The following is a 23,541-nucleotide window of genomic DNA, read 5'->3' as shown; positions in this document are numbered from 1 at the left end:
TACATTCTGCCGCTATTGTGATATAATTTATAGTGAATACATCTATGATAAGATCCGGAAGGAGTTTTTTGGCAATGCAATTAAATGAACTGTCAGTTGGTTCATCAGCTGTGGTAAGGACTGTCGGCGGAAACGGGGCGCTCAGACAGCATTTTCTTGACATGGGGCTTATACCGGGAACGAACGTTACGGTGGTAAAGCTGGCACCTATGGGAGATCCGATGGAATTACGTATCAGGGGGTACGAACTGACTCTCAGACTTGACGACGCATCGCAGATCGAAATTGAACCTGCTGAAACGCCTCAGAACGATGAAAATATAACTGAAAAGAAAAAGCATAAATATCATCCGGGCCTTGGTGAGGAAGGCTATCACATGTGCCACGCCTCGGATCATAAAAATCCGCTTCCGGCCGAAACGGTGCTTACCTACGCACTGGTGGGAAACCAGAACTGCGGCAAGACCACACTGTTCAATCAGCTTACGGGCTCGAACCAGCACGTCGGAAATTTTCCGGGTGTTACCGTTGACCGCAAGGACGGACCGATAAGAGGACACGACAATACACTGGTGACTGATCTTCCTGGAATTTACTCCATGTCGCCGTATTCAAGCGAGGAGATCGTTTCAAGAAACTTTGTGCTTAAGGACAAGCCGAAGGCGATAATAAATATCGTCGATGCGACTAACATAGAACGTAATCTTTATCTTACCATGCAGCTGCTTGAGATGGGCATTCCGATGGTAGTTGCACTCAACATGATGGATGAAATGACGGGAAACTCGGGTTCCGTTGATATAAACGGGATGGAGGAAATGCTCGGTGTTCCGGTTGTACCTATCTCGGCGGCGAAAAATGAAGGCGTTGACGAGCTTGTAAAGCATGCCATCCATACAGCGAAATATCAGGAAAAGCCTGACAACCAGGACTACTGTGACACTGCCGATTCAGGCGGTGCGGTCCACAGATGCATGCACGCCGTGGAACACCTTATTTCCGACCACGCCCAGAGCGCCGGTATTCCGGTGAGATTTGCGGCCGGAAAGGTCGTTGAGGGTGACAGCCTGATCATCGACCAGCTCGATCTCGATGACAATGAAAAGGAAATGCTCGAACACATCATTATCCAGATGGAAAAGGAAAGAGGCCTTGACAGAAGTGCCGCCATTGCGGATATGCGTTTCCGTTTTATCGAAAAAGTCTGTCGTGAGACAGTTGTAAAGCCTGAGGAAAGCCGTGAGCACAGGCGAAGTGAAAAGATTGACCGTGTCCTTACCGGAAAGTATACGGCAATACCGTGCTTTATTCTGATAATGGTGATAGTTTTCTATCTGACCTTCAACGTAATAGGCGCATGGCTTCAGGAACTGCTCGAAAGCGGCATTGAACTGCTCGGCAATGAGGTTTCCGTACTTCTTGATTCAGCCGGTGTCAATCCGGTGCTCCACAGCCTCGTCATGGACGGACTGTTTGCAGGCGTCGGCTCCGTGCTCTCCTTCATGCCGATAATCGTAATAATGTTCCTGTTCCTGTCGCTGCTCGAGGACAGCGGCTACATTGCCAGAGTAGCCTTCGTCATGGACAAGATGCTTCGTAAGACAGGTCTTTCCGGACGAAGCATAGTTCCTCTGCTTATCGGATTCGGATGTACCGTTCCTGCGGTAATGTCCACACGAATACTGCCGAGTGAACGTGACCGTAAAATGACGATCCTTCTCACACCGTTTATGAGCTGCAGTGCCAAGCTTCCGATATATGCATTCTTTGTAAGTGCATTTTTCCCGGGCCGGGGTGGACTCATCATGTCGGGACTCTATCTGCTCGGCGTGATATGCGGTATTCTCGCGTCACTTCTCTATAAAAACACACTTTTCCGCGGCGAGGCTGTTCCGTTCGTTATGGAGCTTCCGAACTACCGCCTGCCGGGAATAAAGAACGTAACACAGCTTCTCTGGGAAAAGGCGCGCGACTTCCTTCAGAAGGCGTTTACAGTCATTCTCGTTGCGACAGTGGTCATCTGGTTTCTCCAGAGCTTTGACTTCCGGTTCAACATGGTCGATGACTCACAGAACAGCATTCTTGCAGCACTTGCGGGGTTCCTTATTCCTGTATTCAGGCCACTCGGACTTGGCGACTGGAGAATATGCACTTCATTCATCACGGGATTCATTGCAAAGGAAAGCGTTGTTTCCACATTCCAGATCCTGTTTTCCGATGATATACACTCGGCTCTTACTACGGTTTCAGCAGCGGCACTCCTTGTGTTCAGCCTACTGTACACCCCGTGCGTAGCAGCTATTGCATCGATAAGACGTGAACTCGGAAACAGATGGGCTGTGGCTGTCGTTGTATGGCAGTGCACAGTGGCATGGATCGCAGCCTTCATTGTTCGGCTTGTGCTTACAGCAATGGGCGTGTGATACGGGAAGTAGGATCGGCCAAGAATAACAGCAGGAGTGTGAAAAAATGAATATATGGGATATTGTAATAATCCTGCTGGTTGCCCTTGCAGTCGGAGCGGCCGTAAGGAAAATGATATTAAACAAACGAAGCGGTAAATCAAACTGCGGCTGCGGATGTGCGGAATGCAGCAGAAACTGCAGTAACAGAAAATAAAAAACGGCTGCAGAACAGGAGACCAGTGCAAAGCGCTGCAGTCTCTCTGCCGGATATCCGGACTTATCAGAAAGCAGTCAATCAGGAAATATAACAGAAAACATAGTAACGAAAGGATAAAACATGGATTTAACAGCAAAACAGATGGCTGAGGAAATAAAAAAATATGATCAGTTTGTCGTTGTATACCACATACGACCGGACGGCGACTGCATCGGTTCGTCCTACGCACTTGGCCTTGCACTGCAGGCGCTCGGAAAAAAGTGCGTGGTAAAAGGCCAGGACGATGTGCCTCCTGATCATCATTTCATGACTGATTCAGTTACCTGGGACGAAGTAACTGATCCGGTCTGGATATCTGTCGATACTGCCACTCAGGAGAGAACGGGGACATTTTCAGACAGACATTATAAATTCTGCATCGATCATCACAGAAACAACAATGTTGATGCGGATTTTAAATATATAGAAGAGGACTGCGGTGCCTGTGCCGAGATCATCTTCAAGGTGATAAAGGCTTTCGGTATAAAGATAACAAAGCAGATAGCTGATTTTCTCTACACAGGCCTTGTAATGGATACAATGTGTTTCAGGACCACCGATACAAACGCCCAGTCCTTCATGACCGCTGCTGAACTTGCTGAACTCGGAGCAGATATATACGGCCTCGGCCGCCGGCACATGTTCACAAAGAAGCCGGGCAGAATAAAAATTGAAAAGTATCTTCAGGACAGTCTTCACTTTATAAACGACGGACAGATAGTAACAGGTGTGATCACACAGGAGGAACTGAAAAAAGCCGGCATCCTTCTTTCCGAACTCGAAAGCATCAACTCCTTTGTCGAACAGATAGAAGGAGTAAAGATCGGCATAACCATCCGCGAACTCGAAAACGGTACATCCAGGTGTTCGGTACGTACAACCGGCACTCTCGCTGCCGATTTAATGTGTAAAGTCTACGGCGGAGGCGGCCATCTCAACGCCGCCGGCTGTATCCTTGACTGCCCGCCGGATGAAGCACGGAAGAAGCTTGAGGAAACTGCAGTGAAGCTGCTGAGCGGCGAGCTGCACTGACCACCGGATCAGATAATAGTATGAGATCAACTGCAGGAAGTGAGATAATTACCATGAATATTTATACAATAATCGGAGGAGTAAATGGTTCCGGAAAGAGCAGTCTTTCAGGGGTTCTTTCAGCTGAAAGTTCTGAACTTGGAATAATAATAGACACCGATAAAATAACTGCTGAAACCGGCGGTGACCGTATCAGAGGCGGGAAAGCTGCTATAGCTCTGATAGAAGACTGTCTGAATAAAAGAATAAATTTTACACAGGAAACGACTCTTTCAGGTGTCAGAACACTTAAAACTATTCAGAGAGCCAGAAATTATAATTATTTTATCCGACTTTACTATGTTGGAATAAGTTCTTCGGAGGAGAGCATCAAACGTATAAAAAACCGTGTTGAAAAAGGCGGGCATGATATACCTTCAGCTGATGTTGAAAGACGCTATCAGAATCGTTTTGATGATCTCGCCAAAATACTGCCATACTGTAATGAAGTCCGTTTTTTCGATAACGAAAATGGCTTTTCGGAAAAAGCAGAATACCGTAACGGGCAGCTTATTACCAAAGGACAAAACATTCCGAAGTGGCTTACTGATCTGAAAGACTATCTGGAACGGTGAAAGCGGTTTGACGTGGGCTGACACGTAAAAAAATCCGATACTAATTCCGAACATGTGGGTCGGACGTTGGCAGGCAACATAATAAACCTGATATCAAAGCCGTGCGTATGGAACGGTCGTTGGCGGACAACATAATAAATCAGTCGTAAAGGGAGAATACTTTAGCCGCGGCGGGTATTCTCCCTTTGAATTTTAAAAAATACAAAATACTCAAATTACCCTTTTCATATTTCACATAAATAATAGTTGACAATTATGACAATAGTGGTATAATAATAACAGAGGAGTGAGAAAAATAGTAATTAATTCAATAGATTCGCCAATTGAGCGTAAACACACAGGAAAAGGAAACCCTAATGCCATCATTACATTCGGTACAGAGCTAAATAACAGGCAAAAGGCTATTTTGGAACAGCTGCCGGAACCGAATACTTCCGTAATCGTATCAAAAGAAAAGGTGAGTATGACCGATCTTTCTGCTTTGACTGCGATAACGGGTCATGAATACGCAATGTTTACTAAGGGGCAGGAGAGGCTTGTTATCAGAGGAAATGAAATAATGGTTGATGTTGATATTGAAGCAGCAGAAAGATTGGCTGGCGAAGGATATAAATGGAGCGGGCATACACATCCTGGTTTTGATACAAATTGCCTGATAGCTTCGGCTGGTGATAAGGCCATACTTGAATGCTTTGCTCATAAAACGAGTGTTATTTACAATTCAAAAGGTGAATTTCGTACATTTGAAAGGTAGTGATATTATGTGTAAACTTTTTGATGAATGGTCTGATGAAATAGAGAGATATTGTATTGATAATAACTTCAGCTTTGAAAAAGCCAGAAAACTTTCTCAGTGCTGGGGAAAGAATGATCTTGTTCTTCAGCATTATGATAAAGAACTGGGTAAAAACGGACTTTTAGATGAAACACCTATGCCAGTAGTTCTATGGATAAAACGTGATTCTGAAGGAAAGCTTATTTTTGAAGAGACTGAGTTTACCAAAAAGTATATTGGAATCGGTAAGGTATCATAATAAAAGGTAGCGGGCGTCCATACGGACGCCCGCAGTTATAATTGACTGCTGAATGCAGTCAACCATTTTTACAGACGCTTCGGGTAATCCTGATGCCCGTAATAAAATGAATTTTCCTTCAAAAATCATATGTTTTTTCAATAAAAATCATAAAAAAACCGCTTTAATAAATCTTTTACAGTATTGTTGCTTATAATCAGTGGTTCGAATTTATTTATTTTCACAAAAAAGTGAAATGAATATTATATTTTTTTAGATAAACTATTGACAATGAGCGGAGAAGGTGCTATAATAAGATCATGAGATAAGGGATTATATCTCAAAGTAAAATTTTAATTTTTTATTTTAAGAAAGGTGGATTTTTTATGAAAAAGTTTATGGGCAAAACAATGGCTAAGATGAACGAAAACCGCAGGAACGGCCGACGGGCACTTAAAGGTTTCACACTCGTTGAAATCATCGTTGTACTCGTAATTCTCGCAATTCTCGCAGCAGCAATGATTCCGGCACTTACGGGGTACATCGATAAGGCTAAGGAAAGAACCGCAGTCGCTGAAGCAAGAAATGTTCTCACAGCAGCTCAGACGCTGGCAAGTGAAGAGTATGGTTTGCATGGTACGGATGGTTTAAAAAGCGGTACTTCAACAACAGATAAAGCATTTGCTAAGGATTTTGGTAATAAGATATTAACTTTAGCTGATGTTGATACCACTAAGGCAAAATTAGATGAAGTTACTTTTGATGATGATTCTAAGGCGAAGATTATTGAAATTAAGTATACAACCGCTAGCAACGTTCAGGTTTATTATAAAGATGGAGAATTCTTCGTAGGTAAAGAAGCTAATGATGAAGGTTATACAGCTCCAGCAGCACCAGCAAATCCATGAGATTAATGCAACACGATTTTTACTTCATTTTTACCTCTAATAAATAACTGAAACAAACAAGCATTCAGCACTTCATTTGAGTGCTGAATGCTTGAACTGTTTTATAGGAAATTAGCGTATATAAACATTTATGGTGCAATTAGTTTGAATTTGGATGACAGGAAATTTTACAGAAGCACCATTAAGGAAATATTTATTCTTAGAAAAACAAACAGGAATGTGAAAAAAACAGATTATCAGGGGATGGGATTATGGCAGTTTACCATTACAAAGCGTCCACCATGGACGGTAAGATAACCAAAGGGCAGATAACTACAGGCTCACCTGAACAGCTTCGTGATGCACTTAAGCAGCAGAAGCTCTTTCTCATCAGCTTTGATGAAAAGGCAAGCGATACTTTCGGACGAAAACTCAAGGCAAACGAACTTTCTGAACTGTGCCGTGAACTTGGTTCACTTCTGAACTCAGGCGTATCAGTCGTTCGTTCCTTTACTATAATCAGCGGACGTGACATTGAACCGAAGCTGAAAAAAGCGTACACAAACATTACCACACAGATAAAGCGAGGCGTTCCGCTTTCAGATGCGATGGAAATGCAGGGCAGAATGTTTCCTGATATGCTCGTAAACATGATAAGAGCAGGTGAGGAAAGCGGAAGCATAGCACAGACCTTCGACAAGATGGCGGTCCACTACGAAAAGGAATACAGAATGACGGGTGCAGTAAAAAGCGCACTGACGTATCCTATAATCCTTCTCGTACTCATAGTAGTCGTAATGATGGGACTTTTCACCTTCGTACTTCCGGAATTCTTTGAACTTTTCGATGGTATGGAAGTACCGGCTATCACAAGGGTAGTAATGAACTTAAGTACTTTCATCCGTGAAAATGTGATCATAGTTGCACTTCTTTCGGTTATCTCGGTAATGATAATCGGATTTATCCTGCAGCTTTATCCGGTAAAATACCAGATCGACAAATTAAGCGTCAAAATACCGAAGATAAGCCCGCTTATAAAGATCATCCATACAGCACGTTTCGGCAGAACGCTTGCTTCACTTTACGCCAGCGGTATCAATATTGTTGACAGCCTTTCACTTTCAAAAAAGACAGTCACCAACTATTATATAAGAGAGCAGTTCGATGACGTTATAAAAAGTGTCCGTTCAGGTAACACGCTTTCCGAGTCGATAAAGAACATTGACGGATTTGACATCAAGCTTTCACAGACCGTTGAAGTCGGTGAAGAGACCGGTATGCTTGACAAGATGCTCAACAGCACAGCCGATTCCTACGAGTACGAGTCGCAGGCTGCCATAAACAAGCTCATAACAATAATGCAGCCGGTAATGATCGTAATTCTTGCAGGTCTTGTACTTGTAGTCATCGGCTCAGTAATGCTTCCGATATTCAGTATGTACAGCAACATTGAAAAGTCATCCGATCCGGGTGCCGGACTCGAGTCGCAGGCTGTTGTAACAAAGGATATTTCGGATTGGGAGGAAATATGATATGGGAGTAAAAACATCAGTTTTCATTTCAAACGGATCAATACATGTTATAAAGGGGAATGCAGTCGGACAGAAGGTGAATGTTCAGAGCATAAGCGAAACGGATATCCCTGAAGGATGTATAATCAACGGTGTCATAACAGATCCGGCAGCACTTAAGCAGAGCCTTGAAAATGCGGGTATAGATTCAAAAAGCGTGAGCATAGTTATTGACGGAACGAGCGTTATGACAAAGCTCATCGACGTGCCGATGCTCCGTGACCAGAAAAGTCTTTTGATGATCATTGCAGACAGCTTTCAGGAAACTGAAAACCGTGAGACAATGATAACCGACTACATGGTTCTCGATCAGAAGAATGAATCCGGCGGTGCTACGGTGCTTGCCACAATGGTTGAACGTGAATTCCTTGCGGAATACATTGAACTTTTCCAGTCGGTCGGTCTTAAGATCGATTCCATCGATATCTCGCTTGCTTGCATGATAAAATATATCATGAACATAAACAAACTTTTTGAAGAGACATTTGTTTATGCCGTAATGGACAAGAACACGCTTACGCTTGCACTTTTCGTTGAAGGCAACTACCGCTTTTCAAGAAGAGTCAGACTCATGGCCGACCTCAACAGCAAGGAAGAACTTTTCGATGAGATAGTCAGAGTACTGCTGAACCTTGTACAGTTCAACAAGTCTGAAAAAACCAATCACGACATTACTGATTTCTACTTCAGCGGATTTCTTCCTGAAGGACACGATTTCTATCATCAGCTGGCAGACGCTGTCGGGGTAAATGTATCAGCGGCTTCGCCTCCTGATGAAATAAAGTATAAGGGAACTGAAAATGTAAATGACTTTGTTTATGCTATAGGGAATCTTATAAGTTTATAACGGGGTGCGCACTATGAGGAAAATGAAAAAGAAAAACATTAACCTTTTCGAGCAGTACGAAAAGGCCGTGGGAAAATCCACACGAAAACAGCTGAATAAAAAGACGCTGTATGTACTGTACGGATCTGCGCTGTTCGCAGTTCTGACCGGCGTTTACCTGATACTGTTCTTCCAGACCAGAAGCGTTCAGAAACAGTATGACGATCTTTACAGCAAGATTTATTCCGAAGACGCAGCCGAGCAGACTTTCAACGTGACCCAGCTCGAATATGAAAACGAAGTTCTGACACTCATTTCCGAAAAATTCATTTCCAACATGGATACCATTGAGCAGAAAAACAAGGAAACTGCTGAACTGGATATTGATCTTATCAAAAAAATACTTGACTGCCGCGGTGAAGATACATGGATAAAAAATATTTCCTATGATCAGGGAATAGTTTTCATAAACGGTGAAGCGAAAGATGCGGAAAATGCATCCGGATTTGTCAGTGAGCTTGAAAACAAAGGCATTTTCAGTTATGTAAACTATACCGGATATAACCGTCAGGGTAATGTCTATGCTTTTTCGGCAACAGGATATTTTAAAACTGAGGATGATACTCCGACATACAAGTCGTTTACAACTGAAGATTCCGGCGAAGAAGACGGGGAAAATGAGGAAGCCGGAGAAACTGAAGAAACGGGGGATGATGAGTGATGAAAAACATTACTAAAAAACAGATGATAACACTTATCGTTCTTGTAGTTGTACTTATACTTGTAATAGCAGTACAGTATTTTTACCGTCCGCTTATTGAGAAAAAGAAAACTCTGAATGACAAGGTCTCAAGCATGTCACTTGTCTATGCCGACATGAAGATGCTTGCTGCAGTATACAGCATTGATAACATTTCTTATGAGGAAGCCAAGGCAGAACTTCATAAAAAGCGCTCCGAGCTCCGCGAGGTAATGAGTAACAGTGCGCAGGACAAGCTCCTTACCGACATGCTCGTTGCACATCATCTTTCCATCGAGTCTTCACAGATCGAAAAGCTTGAAAAGGAAAAGGTACGGGTTGAATGTGCAGTTGACAAGGAAAACGAGGACAGCGTTGAAGGATATTCATCCATTTCAATGTATCCGAGAGGCGGCAGAGTGGTTTCCGATGAGGGAGACTACGTTTCACTGGAATATGACACCGGTGAGTGCTCGCGCGAGATCTACTACAACATTTCAGGCAAATACAGCGACATAATCGGATTTTTAAGACACATACACAGTCTGAAGGGAATGGAGATCAGCCGCTTCTATTTCAACAGCGGTGACATTGATGCACTTATCGCAGCCGATGAAGCTGAAAATTCCGGGGAACAGGAAAACGAAAGTACAGCATCCGGAGACAGTGGTTCTGCTGAAGGTGACAATGAAAAATCACTTCCGACTATCGGAAACATCAAAAAGACAGACAGCATAATAGACAATTCAATATACAAGGCAGGCGTCGGAATAAGAGTACACATGTACGACAGAAGCTTCGACCTTGTATCGGCACAGAACTGATCAGCAGGACGGGGGACCCTGCCGTAAACAGCGCAGGGAAAATGTTCATCTCCCTGCGCTGCTTGTGTATGGGGGTATTTATAATATGAAAAAGAAACTAAAAGGCTCAGCCCTGCTCTGGTCAGTGTGCGCACTGCTCATTGTGGTCTTCGTGCTAACCGGGCTGCTTGCACTGAATAAGGCCTATGCTGAAGAGGAAATAAACAACATAGCAGCCAGACGAGCAGAGTACTATGCCAGATCCGGCATTGAACTTACGGCGGATATGATAATAAAAGGAAATCTTGTGGGAGCTGAAGGCGGCAGCGGTGACAGTATATTGAACTATGTCATTTCTTCACAGACAGGTAAAAGAGAAGACGGCACATATGACGGAGGCGAAGCTCCCGAAGAGAAAAAACTTGAAGTAACATTTGATTTTGACGGGAATGAAGTAACAGTACTGATAGAACGTGCCGGTGATGAAGTGATTTCATTGAAATCATATGCGGAAGCAGGTTATATGAACAGAACTCTGACCGGAATAATGAGATATGATAACATGGGTAAAACCTGGGGGTTTGATGGATATGCCACTAACTAATAATATAAAGTTATCCGTAGCTTTAAAACTACGGAAAAACCAGAGGTCACTTATGAACATACCATTATGTAGTTCACGAAAAAGATCAGCAGTGCTTTGCGGTATGACTCTTATTGAAGTAACTGTAGGAATGGCGATAATAATCATCGTAACGGTAATTGCATATATGGGAGTAAGTGCTTCGGCGAATTTTTCACAGCGCGGAGTGGATCTCAGAAATGCTGACGGTCCGGCTGTAAGCATGCTGGAGGAAGCAAGAAACAAGGTCGAAAATCCTGCCGAAGGAGCAGCTGCACCAGTAACTGAAGTACAGGTTAAGTATGATGTAAACCAGATAGTTTACAGTCAGGTAGCCGGAGGAGCTGATGTGACGGCTGTTGTAACAAATGTGATAAAGGATGATAATTCTGTTGATGCAGAACTTATAGAAGCAGAATACAATGATATAGAATATCAGATGTATCTTCCGAAAAAATGATTCGTTGTCAGCGTTTCAGATACGGGCGGGGGGATAGAATGAAAGCAGCATTGAAGAAAAAAAGATTTAAGGGTTTTACCCTTGTGGAGGTCATGACCTCGCTTGTTATAATGACAATACTTATAGCAGTTGCTTCGGGCGTTATAATGGTTACCTTCGATATATTCGGGCGCAGCGCAGTAAGGCGTGCAGCTCAGAATAACGGCAACAATGTCTATAACTATATTTATGACCATTTGTCATATGCTACAGCTTTAAAAATTGATCAAAGTGTCGATATAAATAATAAGGATAGTATGCTTTCTCTTATCGGTGAAGGTGACGATGCTGTACAGGTGATAACGGAACCGAACGAATCAGGCAGTATTCCGGATCCTGATTTTGTTATAGTACCTTACTATGAGAAAATCAAAGCAGACAGGAAAAAAATGTCTGTAAAGAGAAAAGGAATAAATGCTGATGACGTATATATTTACGGAAAAAAGGAATCCGGAGAAGGCACAGGAACAAACGAAAATGCATTTAAAAGCACGATGAACGGATGTGACTGTGTTGTTTCTTTTAAAAAATATGTAAGCGGAGCAGATACAATAGAATTTTCCGTTACCATCGAACGCGACGACGAAGTATTTTATGAAAAGTCCGGCAGCATACCAATTCTGAATGAGAAATTAAAGGATCATATAGATATCGGTAATGATATTTCAGATAATATCGGTAATATAGAGATCTTTTATACATATATCTGGTGAGGAAAAACCGGGAAAGAATAATCAGGGAGGAAAACACTGAAATATGGCAATGAAGAACATACCTATCGGTGAGGTGCTCAAAGAGTACGGATATATTACCGATGATCACATAAAACAGGCACTTGACTATCAGAAGACCGATGCCGGAAAAGGTAAGCGACTTGGTGCGCTTCTTCAGGAACTGGGATTCGTAACTGAGCGTCAGGTACTTGAAAGTCTGGGAAGAAAACTTGAACTTCCTATGATCAATTTTGACGACTATGTTACTGACTTCGGTGCGGCTGAAAAGATTCCGAAACCGCTTGCTGTCAAGTATAATGTGCTGCCGCTTTCAGAGCGCGACAACAGGTTTCAGATCGCAATGTCCGATCCGCTCAACTTCTACGCACAGGAAGACATACGTCAGATCGTCGGCATGCCGCTTGAGATCTATCTTGCTGAAACTGACACGATAAAGCGACTCATCGACCAGACTTATGCCGAAGTAGGTGCACGACTGGCTGCCAAGCAGGCAAATACTTCAGTTGAAGACGTTGAAGTACCTTCCATCGAACTGGAGGAAGGTGAAGACGAAGTACCGGTAATCAAGCTCGTAAACTCACTTCTTGCAAGAGGATACAGTGCCGGTGCATCCGATATCCACATTGAGCCTTTCGAGACCTATACGCAGGTACGAATGAGAATCGACGGCCAGATCGTTGAATACGTTACCCTGGCCAAGAACCTCCATTCATCAGTTGTAGCCCGTATAAAGATCATGGGTAACCTGGACATTGCTGAAAAGCGTGTTCCGCAGGACGGTAACTTCAAGACCAAGGTCGAGGGTTTTGATATATCGGTACGTATTTCATGCATTCCGACTATATTCGGGGAAAAGGTCGTAATGCGTTATCTGTCCACCGATACGGCAATCGACAAGGCAGGACATTTCGGCATGGAGCCGGAGGCATATGAAAAGATAATGAAGATGCTTTCGTCTCCGAACGGAATTATCTATATAACCGGACCGACAGGTTCAGGTAAGACGACAACACTTTACATGGTGCTCGAGTATCTTGCAAAGAGACCGGTAAACATTTCAACGATCGAGGATCCGGTTGAACGAAGCCTTCCGAAGATCAACCAGATGTCAGTAAACGTTCCGGCAGGACTCACTTTCGGAGTCGGCCTCCGTGCCCTCCTCCGTCAGGATCCGGACGTTATCATGCTCGGTGAAACACGAGATGCCGAAACAGCCGAGATCTCGGTAAAAGCGGCTATCACGGGACATCTTGTTGTGTCGACACTTCATACAAACGATGCGATATCTTCCATCGTACGACTGGAAGATATGGGACTTGCACCGTATCTGGTAGCCAACTCACTGGTAGGCGTAGTCGCACAGCGACTGGTACGTAAGGTATGCCTTAACTGTGCCTACGAATGTGAACCGACACCGGAGGAAAGTGCGGTGATCGGACCGGATATAAAGGTGATCAAGAAAGGACATGGCTGCCACGTCTGCAACAATACCGGCTATAAGGGACGAGTTTCCATTCATGAGATGGTAATTATTGACAAGACTCTTAAGAGAATGATAACGGCCGGAGCAGACAGTCAGGATATGTTCAACTACGCAGTGGAACATCAGGGGATGAAAACGCTCGGACAGAGTGCAATAGAGCTTGTAAGGAGAGGTATCACGACACCGGAAGAGGTGCTCAAGGTAGCTTTCTATTCGGATTGATGATCAGAAAGGGTTGGGGTGCTTATGAAGAGAGCCAGAAAAGGGTTCACTCTTGTTGAAGTGATAATTGTTCTCGTCATAATTGCAATAGTGGCAGCAATTGCTGTGCCAAATATTTCGGGGTACTTAAAACGTTCAAAATCAAATAACTGTCAGCATACAATGAATGATTTCGTAAACGATCTGGAGTATAAGATCGTTTCGAAGAGATATTATGATGTGACGGAACTTAACGATGAACTGGAGGGGCTGGTTGAAGCGGCGAGTGACAGCTTTACCCCGTCAGTAGACGTAAAAAATAAAGACGGTATATTTCTGCGTCTTGAAGAAGAAATAACCGATGCAGCCGGTATCTGTCCTAACGGCGGAAAGTATACTGTAAAGTGGGCTATAACACCAGGCAGTGCGGAAGATCCTAACACTGCAAAAGTTAAGATCGAGCAGTGTGAGTGTGACTGTATGGACGACGAGCACATTCAGCTCAGCAGTTCCTACGAATTTACAGCTGCTCTTATCGATACTTCGGAATATGTGAAGTCCGGACGTACAATTGAAGATATATACAGGACAGAAATAGAAAAACTTCTCGATATGTACAACAATGACGGACGTCAGCCGGCACTGGTGGATGATGTCGTATCGGATATAAACGTTAATTCAGAATATAAGATCGTCGGAATGACGGTCAGCAGTATAAAGAAAGAGCAGAATGTTGAGTGGATCCTTGTTGATCACCACGAAGATTATGATGCCAGTGATCCGGAGAACAAACCGGGTACCCATAAGTTTATCATGTACTATCCGCTTGAAGACAGAATGGAGATTCTTGAACTCAGTGAGACGGATTACAGTAACAAAGATAACTGGCCTTCAGCAGAAGGTAATGAAGGTTCATATCTTTATCTTGAAGGACTTAATTATGATGATCATGCTGCACACTGCGTAGCAGATGTAAAAGACAGTGATACTGAATGGATCCAGCGTGACGGTAACTGGTATGTTCAGCGTAATGATAATATCAAAGGTATCGGTTATACTATGTCAGAAGCTGATAAAAAATCAGGATATCAGCCGCTGGGCAGTGTGCGCTCTCCTAAGACTGATACTGATGTAAACAATGACAACTCAGGTATAATAGTCATTGCTCCGGACACTTCAGTCAGCAAAGCTAAATTTAAAGACGAACTTAAGATAAGGGTAAACTATAATGATGGATCATTTGCTGTTTTTGATCATCTTGAAAAGTCATCTGCTGCAGATGAAAACTATACTATTAAAAATGGTTTTGTTTTAATAGATCCAGCTCAGAGAGAAACAGTTAAAAACATGACATGGAGCGGAATATTCTCTGACAGTGATTCTGAAACAGCTATAAATGATAAGCAGAATCTTGAAAATATTTTGAATAATGAAAACAAGCTGTTAAGTGATTTCTTTTCAGGTAAGAAAAATGAACTGCTTGTTGTTTACCAGGAATACAATAAATATTATGAAAACGGCGTTCTTAAATACGAACCGGTAACACTGATAAAAACAATAAAAAGAGATGCCGGAGTTTCTGGGGCTCAGGAAGAAATAATAGACGCCAACGGTGACGGAAAGCCGGATTACAAAATTGAACCTTCAACAGCAAAAGAAGGGGATATTATTGTCACAAAGCCGGTAAAGCAGGTAATAGATAATCCTGACGGCGATCCTATTACTGTTATCAATGAAGAAGAGGTAGAAATCAGAAAAGTTCCTGAAGCTGACGGAACGATCAAGGTCATAGATGATGATACCAACGATGTTGTTGCAATACTGGTACCTGATAAGAAAGAATACTCTGTGATCACGAAAGAGCCTTCAGCAGATGATGATAATGATCCTGCAGATGATGATACCAGTGATGATGATAAAACAGAGTACAAAAACGCAGATGATATTTTTGAGGATATCACTGTTGAAAAAACAACTTATTATGACGTGGTTGATCCGGATAACAGAAAACCTGTCAAAGACCCGAACGGCGATCCGATAAAGCCATATGACAAGGAAACAGTACCAGGTTCGGATATACCGGATAATAACGGCAGCAATAATGACAAGATCACAAAGGAAGAAAAGCCGGATGGAACAATAGAGATAAAAGAAGATAATACCGTTATCGCAAAGCTTGTTCCAAATAAAGCTGATTTCAATATAACTTATAAGCAGGCTGAAAACAGTGATAAGTTTTCGGTTGACGATCTCGTAATTGAAAGATCACAGATATATACTCTTCGTGATGAAACAGGAGAACTTGTTAAGACTTATTCGACTGATACCATTCTTAAACCGGCATCATCGACAGATCAGAAAGACGGATATTATCTGGGCTCTGACACTAACTTTACAGCGTCAAAAACTGCAGATTCTGTAAAAGCAGTAAATAACGGCAGTACTAAATTTTATAATGTATATCTTACCGGCGTGTCTGATACTTATAAGTACCGGCAGATCGCAATGATCTCAGCAGGTATAAGCAATGATCAGGTAAAGTGTTCGTATAATGCCGGAGAAAATGACAGTGAATTTGATCTGAAAAAGGTTAGTGCGTGGATTGAATATCCTGTTGTAATACTTGCAAATAGCAACAGTGGTGATGCTTACGGAAATATTAAAACTGAATCAGAGGGTTCAGTTAAAATTCAGTTCAAAAGAAAAACCAGTGATTCGGAAGACGGATGGTATCTGACTACAAATGACAGTACGAAGTATCTTGGAGCCACAGCAGAAAATACCCTTTTAAAAAAGGTCAACAGTTCTGCGTCTGAAGCAGTAGTGAAGCTTTATATTGACGGCGATGGCAGTTCAAGAGACATTAAGCTTTTTGATGTTAAAACGCAGTTAAGTTCACTTACTGAAATACATGACATTAATGAAAAGAAATGGTATGATTTCATTAGTGAGTTTTTTGGTGGTAAAATAGTAACAAGTTTTGAAAATTCCAGTCATCGTATGGATTTATCAGTTGATGCTCATTATGAAATAAAAATCAGCAGTAATGATGATTATACATTAATCAATTTCTCTAAGGAACTTAATCATAAAGCTAATGATCCCGAAAAATATATCCTTTATAATTCACTTCTGGATTCCGGTAAATCTCCTTCAGAGAGTCAGGAAAATACATTTATTAATGATAACTTCAGTTCCAGAAAAACTATTGCTGAAGGTAGCATGATATATGTATACTACACTGATAAAATCACCAAATCAGTCGGTTTTAAATTTACAGCTAAGCAGTTTCCTGATTTTATTTATTTCGGTAGTAATACTTCTACACAGAAATCATTGGACAATAATGAAATGGTATATTTAGTTGCTTATATTGGTAACGACATCAATATGACTATTCCATCAACAGTAACAGGATACTGGACTTACAGTAGTAAAAGATCTGATTCACGGTGGAGTACGAATAATACCGACAGTATAACTTATAACGATAAAAAAATATACTATGTGAATGACGGAAAAACATACAAAGTTAAATCTGTTGGAATAGAGGATGTTCCTTCGTCCGCTGCTATATTGCATTCTCTTGATGGTAACGGCTTCTTTAGTGCTGCTGAATTAAAAGACTTAACAATAAAGGGTATGCTTAAATTTACAGACACTAATGTAAAAAGTAGTCTTAAAAGCATAAATATATCTGAAGGCGTAACAATTCTCGGTAAATCTGTGTTTAGGGATCTGAAACCTAATACCGTATCACTTCCGTCAAGTCTTGAAACGATTGATAATCTTGCGTTTAAAGGAGCAGAACTCAGCGGAAGCGGCAGCGATTATGAGTTTACAATACCGGAAAACGTATCAAAAATCGGACCTGATGCATTTGAAAACTTCAAACTGAACGGTTCACTCAGAATAAACGGATATTCAAATGAATTCGCTCATGCCCATGAAAATGGACCGGCGATCAACCATACCATATTTGACGGCGCAAGCTTTAAAAACCTTACATTTGGTCCGAATGTTGTTCACATCATGGGAAACGCATTCTTTAAAACCACAATGAGCGGTAAGCTTGACCTTGGAAGCGTAAAAACCATCGGACCGGGTGCGTTCAGCGGCTGGAGTGCCTCGACAGGCGATCTGGAGATCCCTGAATCAGTAATAAGCATTGAAGGACATGCATTTCAGAATTATGCGTCAGATGCATCAGCTGATAAACGTCCGGCAGTTAAGATCAACGGTGCAACAGCTGTAAAACCTAACGGCAATGTTATCGAAGCAAACATATTCGATGGAATAAGATTCAGAAGCCTTAGCTTCGGACCTGCTGTAGATGTGATTGAACCGAAGGCGTTTATGGATAATCCTTCAGCTGCTTCACTTGATCTTGGCAATGTCAAAGCTATAGGAGGAAACGCATTCAGCGGATGGGAAAATGCTTATGCAGATCTCATTATTCCGGATTCAGTACAGACTATCGGACCATATGCATTTGACAGTTACGCTTCTGCTCAGGATAATCATTTGAAGTATCCTTCACTGACTGTAAACGGTGGAAGCTTTACAGCTGATAATACAACTAAACTTGGATCTTTAATATTTACAAACAGCCACTTCAGAAATGTATCAATAGGCGGTAACGTAGACGAGATCGATACCAAGGCGTTCGATAACTCACCGCTTAACGGAAAAAATCCTTATACTGAATTCAGAGGAGATCTTATTATTTCCGATAAGGTTTCGAGAGTCGGCGAAAATGCATTTAAAAACTGTGCCGGATTTGACGGAAAACTAACATTCCCTGACGGCGGTTACTTCAGAACAATTGATAATTCTGCATTCAGCGGATGCTTCAGATTTACCGGTAGTCTTACTATTCCGGACGGTACTGAGGTCATCGGAACGCAGGCTTTTAACGAATGTCGTGGATTTAACGGTAACCTTAGTCTGCCGAATGCCCTTCCTGAAAGAGGCGGACTGACTGATATCGGTGACGAAGCTTTCAGACTGTGTTCAGGATTAAAGGGAGATCTTAATGTTCCGGCTACAGTTCAGAGAATAGGAAACAGCACGTTTGAAGGCTGTACAGGATTTAATGGCAGCATTGATCTTGGAAGCAGTATTCAACAGATAGGCATAAAGGCATTTAAAAACTGCACAGGATTTAAGGGAAGTCTTGTTGTTCCTGATACTGTAACAAGTATGGGCGAAAGAGCTTTTGACAGTTATGCGGCAGCACTTACTGATTCTTCAAAGTATCCTTCGCTTACTGTAAATGCGGGTGATTCAAATAACGGCCTTAACCTTGGCGGTTTAATATTCACCAATTCACATTTCAAAAATGTTTATGTCGGCGGTAAAATTGTTAATATCGGTGCTTATGCATTCAGCAATGAGCCGATAAAAGAAACTCCGGAATCAGATGCAGCGATTCCGTACAGCAATTTTATCGGAAAGCTTAACATAGGAAATAATGTTTCACAGATCGGCAATGAAGCATTCAAGAAATGTTCAGGATTTACAGATACACTTGATTTTTCAGAGAATCAGGTATTAAGCCTTATAGGTAATGAAGCTTTCGAAGGCTGTACCGGATTTACAGGAGGTCTTAACATTCCTGACAGTGTGCAGACGATAGGCATCAAGTCATTTGAAGGCTGTACCGGATTTGACGGAAGCATTAAACTCAGCAGTGATCTTGGAAAAATCGGTGCGGAAGCTTTCAGAAACTGTATAAGGATCAAAGGCGGACTTACAATCCCTGAAACAGTAACAGGAGGAATAGGACCTTACGCATTTGAAAACTTTGCTTCAGCAGTTTCTGATACAGATGCAGGAAAACTTACTATTGGTTCCGGTTCAACCGGAGCAGGCAAAACTCTCGGCGCATTTATCTTCAATGGTTCGAAGTTTAACGGCATGTCGGTCGGCGGCCTGGTTGAAACTGTATCCGTAAATGCATTCAAGCATGATATGACACCATTGCCTGCTTCAGATACTGATTCAGATGGTGAGGATTCCGCGACAGCAAGAAATGTAGTTGCCGACTACTCAAAGATCAGAGGTACCCTGTCTGTAGGAAGCAGCGTAAAGGTAATTGACAACAGTGCCTTCCAGGAGATGAACATTGAAGGTCTTACAGGTATGGCAGGTGTTCAGCGTATCGGCAGATATGCGTTCTGGAAGTGTGATAAGATTGCTTCAGATGTAACGTTTGAAGGCAACACTTCACTTGAACGAATTGAACGAGAAGCGTTCTACGGAACATCAAGTCTCGGAAGCCTTACTATTCCACCTACAGTTACCTTTATGGGCCCGTATGCATTTGATAATTCCGGTTCCGGTAACGGACGTCTGGTTATTTTCGGTGCGTCAAGAATAGAAAACGGCAAGAAATATCTTGGTGACAATAAGTATTCAGGACAGCCGGATTCAGGCGGAACACTGTTCAATCATGCAAGGTACCGTGATGTTGTAATCGGCGGAAACGTTGATGTTATCGGACAGTATTTCATGAAATCAGATTTCAGCAGAACGGATGGTTCATATGACACTAATTTCGATCATCACGGAATAACAGGCAGCCTTACCATTACAGGTAACGTTTCCGAGATAGAAGGCGAGGCATTCAATGATGCCGGCTTTGACGGAACGCTTACTCTGAACAGCAGTAAACTTGAAACAATAGGTTATTCAGCTTTTGAGAATCTTCCGAACATGTACGGTGATATTACAATCCCTCAGACTGTTCACAACATCGACAGACGAGCTTTCAAGAAGTTTGCGATGAACGCACCGGACAGCAAACTCGGAACGCTGAGAATCAAAGGCTATTCCGAATCAAACGGAAACCAGCATATTATCGGCTACAGACTGTTCTCATTTGCGAGATTCAAGTCAGTGGAAATAGGCGGTGAAAACAGTTCAGTAAATACGATCGGCAATTTTGCATTCTATAATTCAAGTTTTGAAACAGACAGTACATTTGAAGACAATCAGACGAAATATGAAGCGTTCGACAGTGGGTCCGGTTATTCCGAAGATGATATCAAAGTGTACAGGCATCTGAAATATGATGAAACAAAGGAAGGTGTTAAGGTCAATAATGACAATTCAAACTACAGCAGTTTCACGCAGGAATTAAAGATCCTTGACGGTATTGAGACTATTGGTACACGTGCTTTCGGAGACAACCACAGTATACTGGAAGTAAAACTTGAAAGCAGCACACTTAAGACCATAGGCAAGGATGCATTTAACAGATGTACAAAAGCCGGCGGCGGACTTACAATACCAAAGACGGTTACCAGCATTGGAAGATGTGCATTCAAGCAGTACGGTGAAAATACTGATAATCCGGGAACACTTACAGTTCTTGGTTATTCTGATTCATCTTCTGACGGAAAAACCAGATATATCGGTATTCCTCTTAATGATATAAACGGTGATCCTAAACCGATATTCCCTTCAGCAAAATTCAAAAATGTAGTTATCGGCGGAACGGAAGAGGAAGCAAGTGTAAATGCAATCGGCGATAAATTCATGAATAATATGGATCCTAAAAATAATACTTATAATTATTCAGGAATGACCGGTTCACTTACAATAGGAAAGAGTATCAAATCAGTTGGAAGAGAAGCATTCGTAAAATGTACTGGTTTTAACGGAGCACTTACTCTTAATGAAAACCTTCAGACAATAGGAGCGGATGCATTCAATGCCTGCAATAATTTCCACGGTGACCTTACTATTCCGTCAACAGTAACATCTATTGGGCCGTATGCGTTCAAGCACTTTGGTCAGGGAATGATAACGAGCGGAGACAATACCGGTTCACTGACCATTCTTGGTTACTCATCAGTAAATGATAATTATAAAACGATTGACAAGGACATATTTAATCATGCCCACTTTAACAATGTAACAATAGGCGGTAATGTAGAGTGCATTGCTGATGGTTTCATGAATAATAACCCAACTGATAATTTCGGTTACGGAGACGTGCACAGATTTGAATATGTTACCGGAAACCTTACTATTGGAGATGGCGTTAAAAAGATTGGCACAGATGCATTCTGGAATTGTTATAATTTTGACGGCGTACTTAAGCTGGGCAGCACAGTTGAACATATCGGACAGAGTGCATTCAGCGGATGCGGCGGTCTGTATTCAGGAAACAATATAGAAAAAGACGACAGAAAAATTGTTATTCCTTCAACAGTTACTTACATTGGAAATTTCGCATTCAAGGGCGTTGCACGAGATCTTGGTGATCAGATAAGTGACAGTTTCCCATCGCTTGAGATCTACGGATCATCACACAGTGAAAACAATAAACTGACACTTGGCGGATCGAACAATCGCGGAATTTTTTCAAATGCAAGATTCAAGAATGTAACGATAGGCGGAAATGTCAAAGTAATAAGCAATGATTTCATGAATAACTGGAAATGGTCGAATATCTATACTACCGATGAAAATGCGCAGGATGTATCAAGAGATGAACTGTTTTCATTTATCGGAGGAAACCTGACTATTCAGGACAATACCGTTGAGGAAATCGGTGAAAATGCATTCGGACATATTCAGTTTGATGATGTCTATATCGGACGCGGAATCAAGAAAATCGGACGTGCAGCATTCAAGTTTGCCGGAACCGGCAACGGAAAGCTTACTCTTTACAGCGGCACTGTCGATAATCATACTCTTGGTGAAGCAGAGAGAAAATATCCGGCATTTATCGCAACACATTTCAACGGCCTGAAGATCGGCGGAGATGTAACAACTATAGCTGATTACTTCATGAAGAATGCAGAAAACGGCGATAAGAGTCAGCATCACGCGTTCAAGGACAAAGACGGATTTACTCTCGGTACAGATTATACCGGCATAACCGGTGATGTCGAAATTGAAGGAACAGTAAAGACCATCGGTAAAGAGTCGTTCAGTTACATGGAATCTGATGACAGTAAATACCGCGGTAAGCTAATCCTTAACGAAGGAATCGAATCAATCGGAGAAAGTGCATTTGCAAATACGAGATTCTTCGGTGGCGTTACAGGCGAAAGAGCTCTGACAATTCCTGCAAGTGTAACATTTATCGGAACAAATGCTTTCCAGAACTTCTGTAGTAATTTCGGAACCAAGCCAAGCCTTACCATACTGGGAGGAAATAAACAGAGTGATGGCGGGATAATACTTGTTTCAAATCTTTTCGGAGGTGCAGGTTTCAATAATGTTACTATTGGTGGAAATGTAACTAATATTTCAGGTCTTGCATTCTATGATGCTGAGGACGAGAATAAATACAGTGGAATAACCGGTATACTAACAATCCTTCCGAAGACAGTAGGCTATAATGGTACAAATTATATTCCTTTACAGCCAAAGAACGATAAAGGTACAGTAATTGGCGGAGGAATGAGTTTCCGTAAACATGAAGACGGCGGAAGATTCGCCCCATTCCTGGGAGTTAAATTCAGTGGAGCAGTATTCCCTAAGGGATTGTACGATATATTTGTCAATAATCAGTGGGATCTGTTTGATACCTGGGATGGTAGAGGTGACGGACGTAATTTCAAATTTACGGCTGTAGGCTAAAGAATATCTATTAAACTACCAACAGCCGCGGAGGTTCAAAAACCTTCGCGGCTGTTTATTTAATTACGCCGGAGGTGCACCCATTCTGTTTATTTCCCTTGAGATTGTATTTTTTCAGGTGTTGAAGTTGTACTGAAAAAATGGTATAATATAAGAAGAATATATTGCGTTTATAATGGATGACAACGAATGTAAAACGCAGATGACAGGGGATAAAAACGCTCGTAAAGAGTGTGATAAGTGTTTACGTAATGCG

At 42.0% G+C, this 23,541-nt stretch carries 16 protein-coding genes; all 16 read left to right on the top strand.

Annotated features, from left to right (window positions below):
* The first annotated feature begins 74 nt into the window (after positions 1-74).
* The 16 genes from feoB (at position 75) to CC97_RS03320 (ending at position 23,285) form a co-directional block, all read left to right on the top strand.
* The gene (feoB, locus tag CC97_RS03390; RefSeq protein ID WP_044973717.1) at positions 75-2,423 is read left to right on the top strand and encodes a ferrous iron transport protein B; all 2,349 of its coding nucleotides are present in this window, start codon (positions 75-77) and stop codon (positions 2,421-2,423) included.
* A 46-nt stretch (positions 2,424-2,469) separates the two neighbouring features.
* Complete coding sequence (locus tag CC97_RS19460) at positions 2,470-2,619, top strand: FeoB-associated Cys-rich membrane protein (RefSeq protein WP_081849961.1); 150 nt, start codon at positions 2,470-2,472, stop codon at positions 2,617-2,619.
* A 123-nt stretch (positions 2,620-2,742) separates the two neighbouring features.
* A complete protein-coding gene (locus CC97_RS03385; protein WP_044973716.1) occupies positions 2,743-3,693 on the top strand; it encodes a DHH family phosphoesterase in 951 nt (316 codons plus the stop codon).
* A 20-nt stretch (positions 3,694-3,713) separates the two neighbouring features.
* Positions 3,714-4,307, top strand: a complete 594-nt coding sequence (locus CC97_RS03380; RefSeq protein ID WP_242848106.1) for a hypothetical protein — start codon at positions 3,714-3,716, stop codon at positions 4,305-4,307.
* A 286-nt stretch (positions 4,308-4,593) separates the two neighbouring features.
* Positions 4,594-5,061 carry a hypothetical protein gene (locus tag CC97_RS03375; protein ID WP_156036749.1) on the top strand — a complete coding sequence of 156 codons (468 nt, stop codon included), beginning with the start codon at positions 4,594-4,596 and terminating at the stop codon, positions 5,059-5,061.
* Positions 5,062-5,068: 7 nt separating this feature from the next.
* Positions 5,069-5,341: a hypothetical protein gene (locus CC97_RS03370; protein WP_044973714.1), complete on the top strand. Its 273-nt coding sequence runs from the start codon at positions 5,069-5,071 to the stop codon at positions 5,339-5,341.
* A 365-nt stretch (positions 5,342-5,706) separates the two neighbouring features.
* Positions 5,707-6,228, top strand: a complete 522-nt coding sequence (locus CC97_RS03365) for a type II secretion system protein (RefSeq protein ID WP_049962660.1) — start codon at positions 5,707-5,709, stop codon at positions 6,226-6,228.
* Positions 6,229-6,479: 251 nt separating this feature from the next.
* Entirely contained in the window at positions 6,480-7,739 is a 1,260-nt protein-coding gene (locus CC97_RS03360; protein WP_049962659.1) for a type II secretion system F family protein, read from the top strand.
* Position 7,740: 1 nt separating this feature from the next.
* Entirely contained in the window at positions 7,741-8,625 is an 885-nt protein-coding gene (locus tag CC97_RS03355; protein WP_044973713.1) for a pilus assembly protein PilM, read from the top strand.
* Positions 8,626-8,638: 13 nt separating this feature from the next.
* Positions 8,639-9,325 carry a PilN domain-containing protein gene (locus tag CC97_RS03350; protein WP_044973712.1) on the top strand — a complete coding sequence of 229 codons (687 nt, stop codon included), beginning with the start codon at positions 8,639-8,641 and terminating at the stop codon, positions 9,323-9,325.
* Positions 9,325-10,167: a hypothetical protein gene (locus tag CC97_RS03345; protein WP_044973711.1), complete on the top strand. Its 843-nt coding sequence runs from the start codon at positions 9,325-9,327 to the stop codon at positions 10,165-10,167. The genes CC97_RS03350 and CC97_RS03345 overlap by 1 nt, the downstream gene beginning before the upstream one ends.
* 85 nt (positions 10,168-10,252) lie before the next feature.
* On the top strand, positions 10,253-10,750 hold the full coding sequence (locus tag CC97_RS03340) for a hypothetical protein (protein ID WP_044973710.1): 498 nt from the start codon (positions 10,253-10,255) through the stop codon (positions 10,748-10,750).
* A gap of 52 nt (positions 10,751-10,802) precedes the next feature.
* Positions 10,803-11,228 (top strand): hypothetical protein, encoded by a 426-nt coding sequence (locus tag CC97_RS03335; RefSeq protein ID WP_156036748.1) that lies wholly within the window; start codon positions 10,803-10,805, stop codon positions 11,226-11,228.
* Between the two features lie 38 nt (positions 11,229-11,266).
* Positions 11,267-11,980 (top strand): prepilin-type N-terminal cleavage/methylation domain-containing protein, encoded by a 714-nt coding sequence (locus tag CC97_RS03330; RefSeq protein WP_044973708.1) that lies wholly within the window; start codon positions 11,267-11,269, stop codon positions 11,978-11,980.
* Positions 11,981-12,023: 43 nt separating this feature from the next.
* Positions 12,024-13,706, top strand: coding sequence for an ATPase, T2SS/T4P/T4SS family (locus CC97_RS03325; protein WP_347493453.1), 1,683 nt, complete (start codon positions 12,024-12,026; stop codon positions 13,704-13,706).
* A 24-nt stretch (positions 13,707-13,730) separates the two neighbouring features.
* Complete coding sequence (locus CC97_RS03320; RefSeq protein ID WP_044973707.1) at positions 13,731-23,285, top strand: leucine-rich repeat protein; 9,555 nt, start codon at positions 13,731-13,733, stop codon at positions 23,283-23,285.
* Positions 23,286-23,541: the final 256 nt, after the last annotated feature.

This window comes from Ruminococcus sp. HUN007 (assembly GCF_000712055.1).
Taxonomy (GTDB): domain Bacteria; phylum Bacillota; class Clostridia; order Oscillospirales; family Ruminococcaceae; genus HUN007.
The sequence above is the reverse complement of the archived record's forward strand: the minus strand, read 5'-3'. Positions and strand labels throughout refer to the sequence as shown.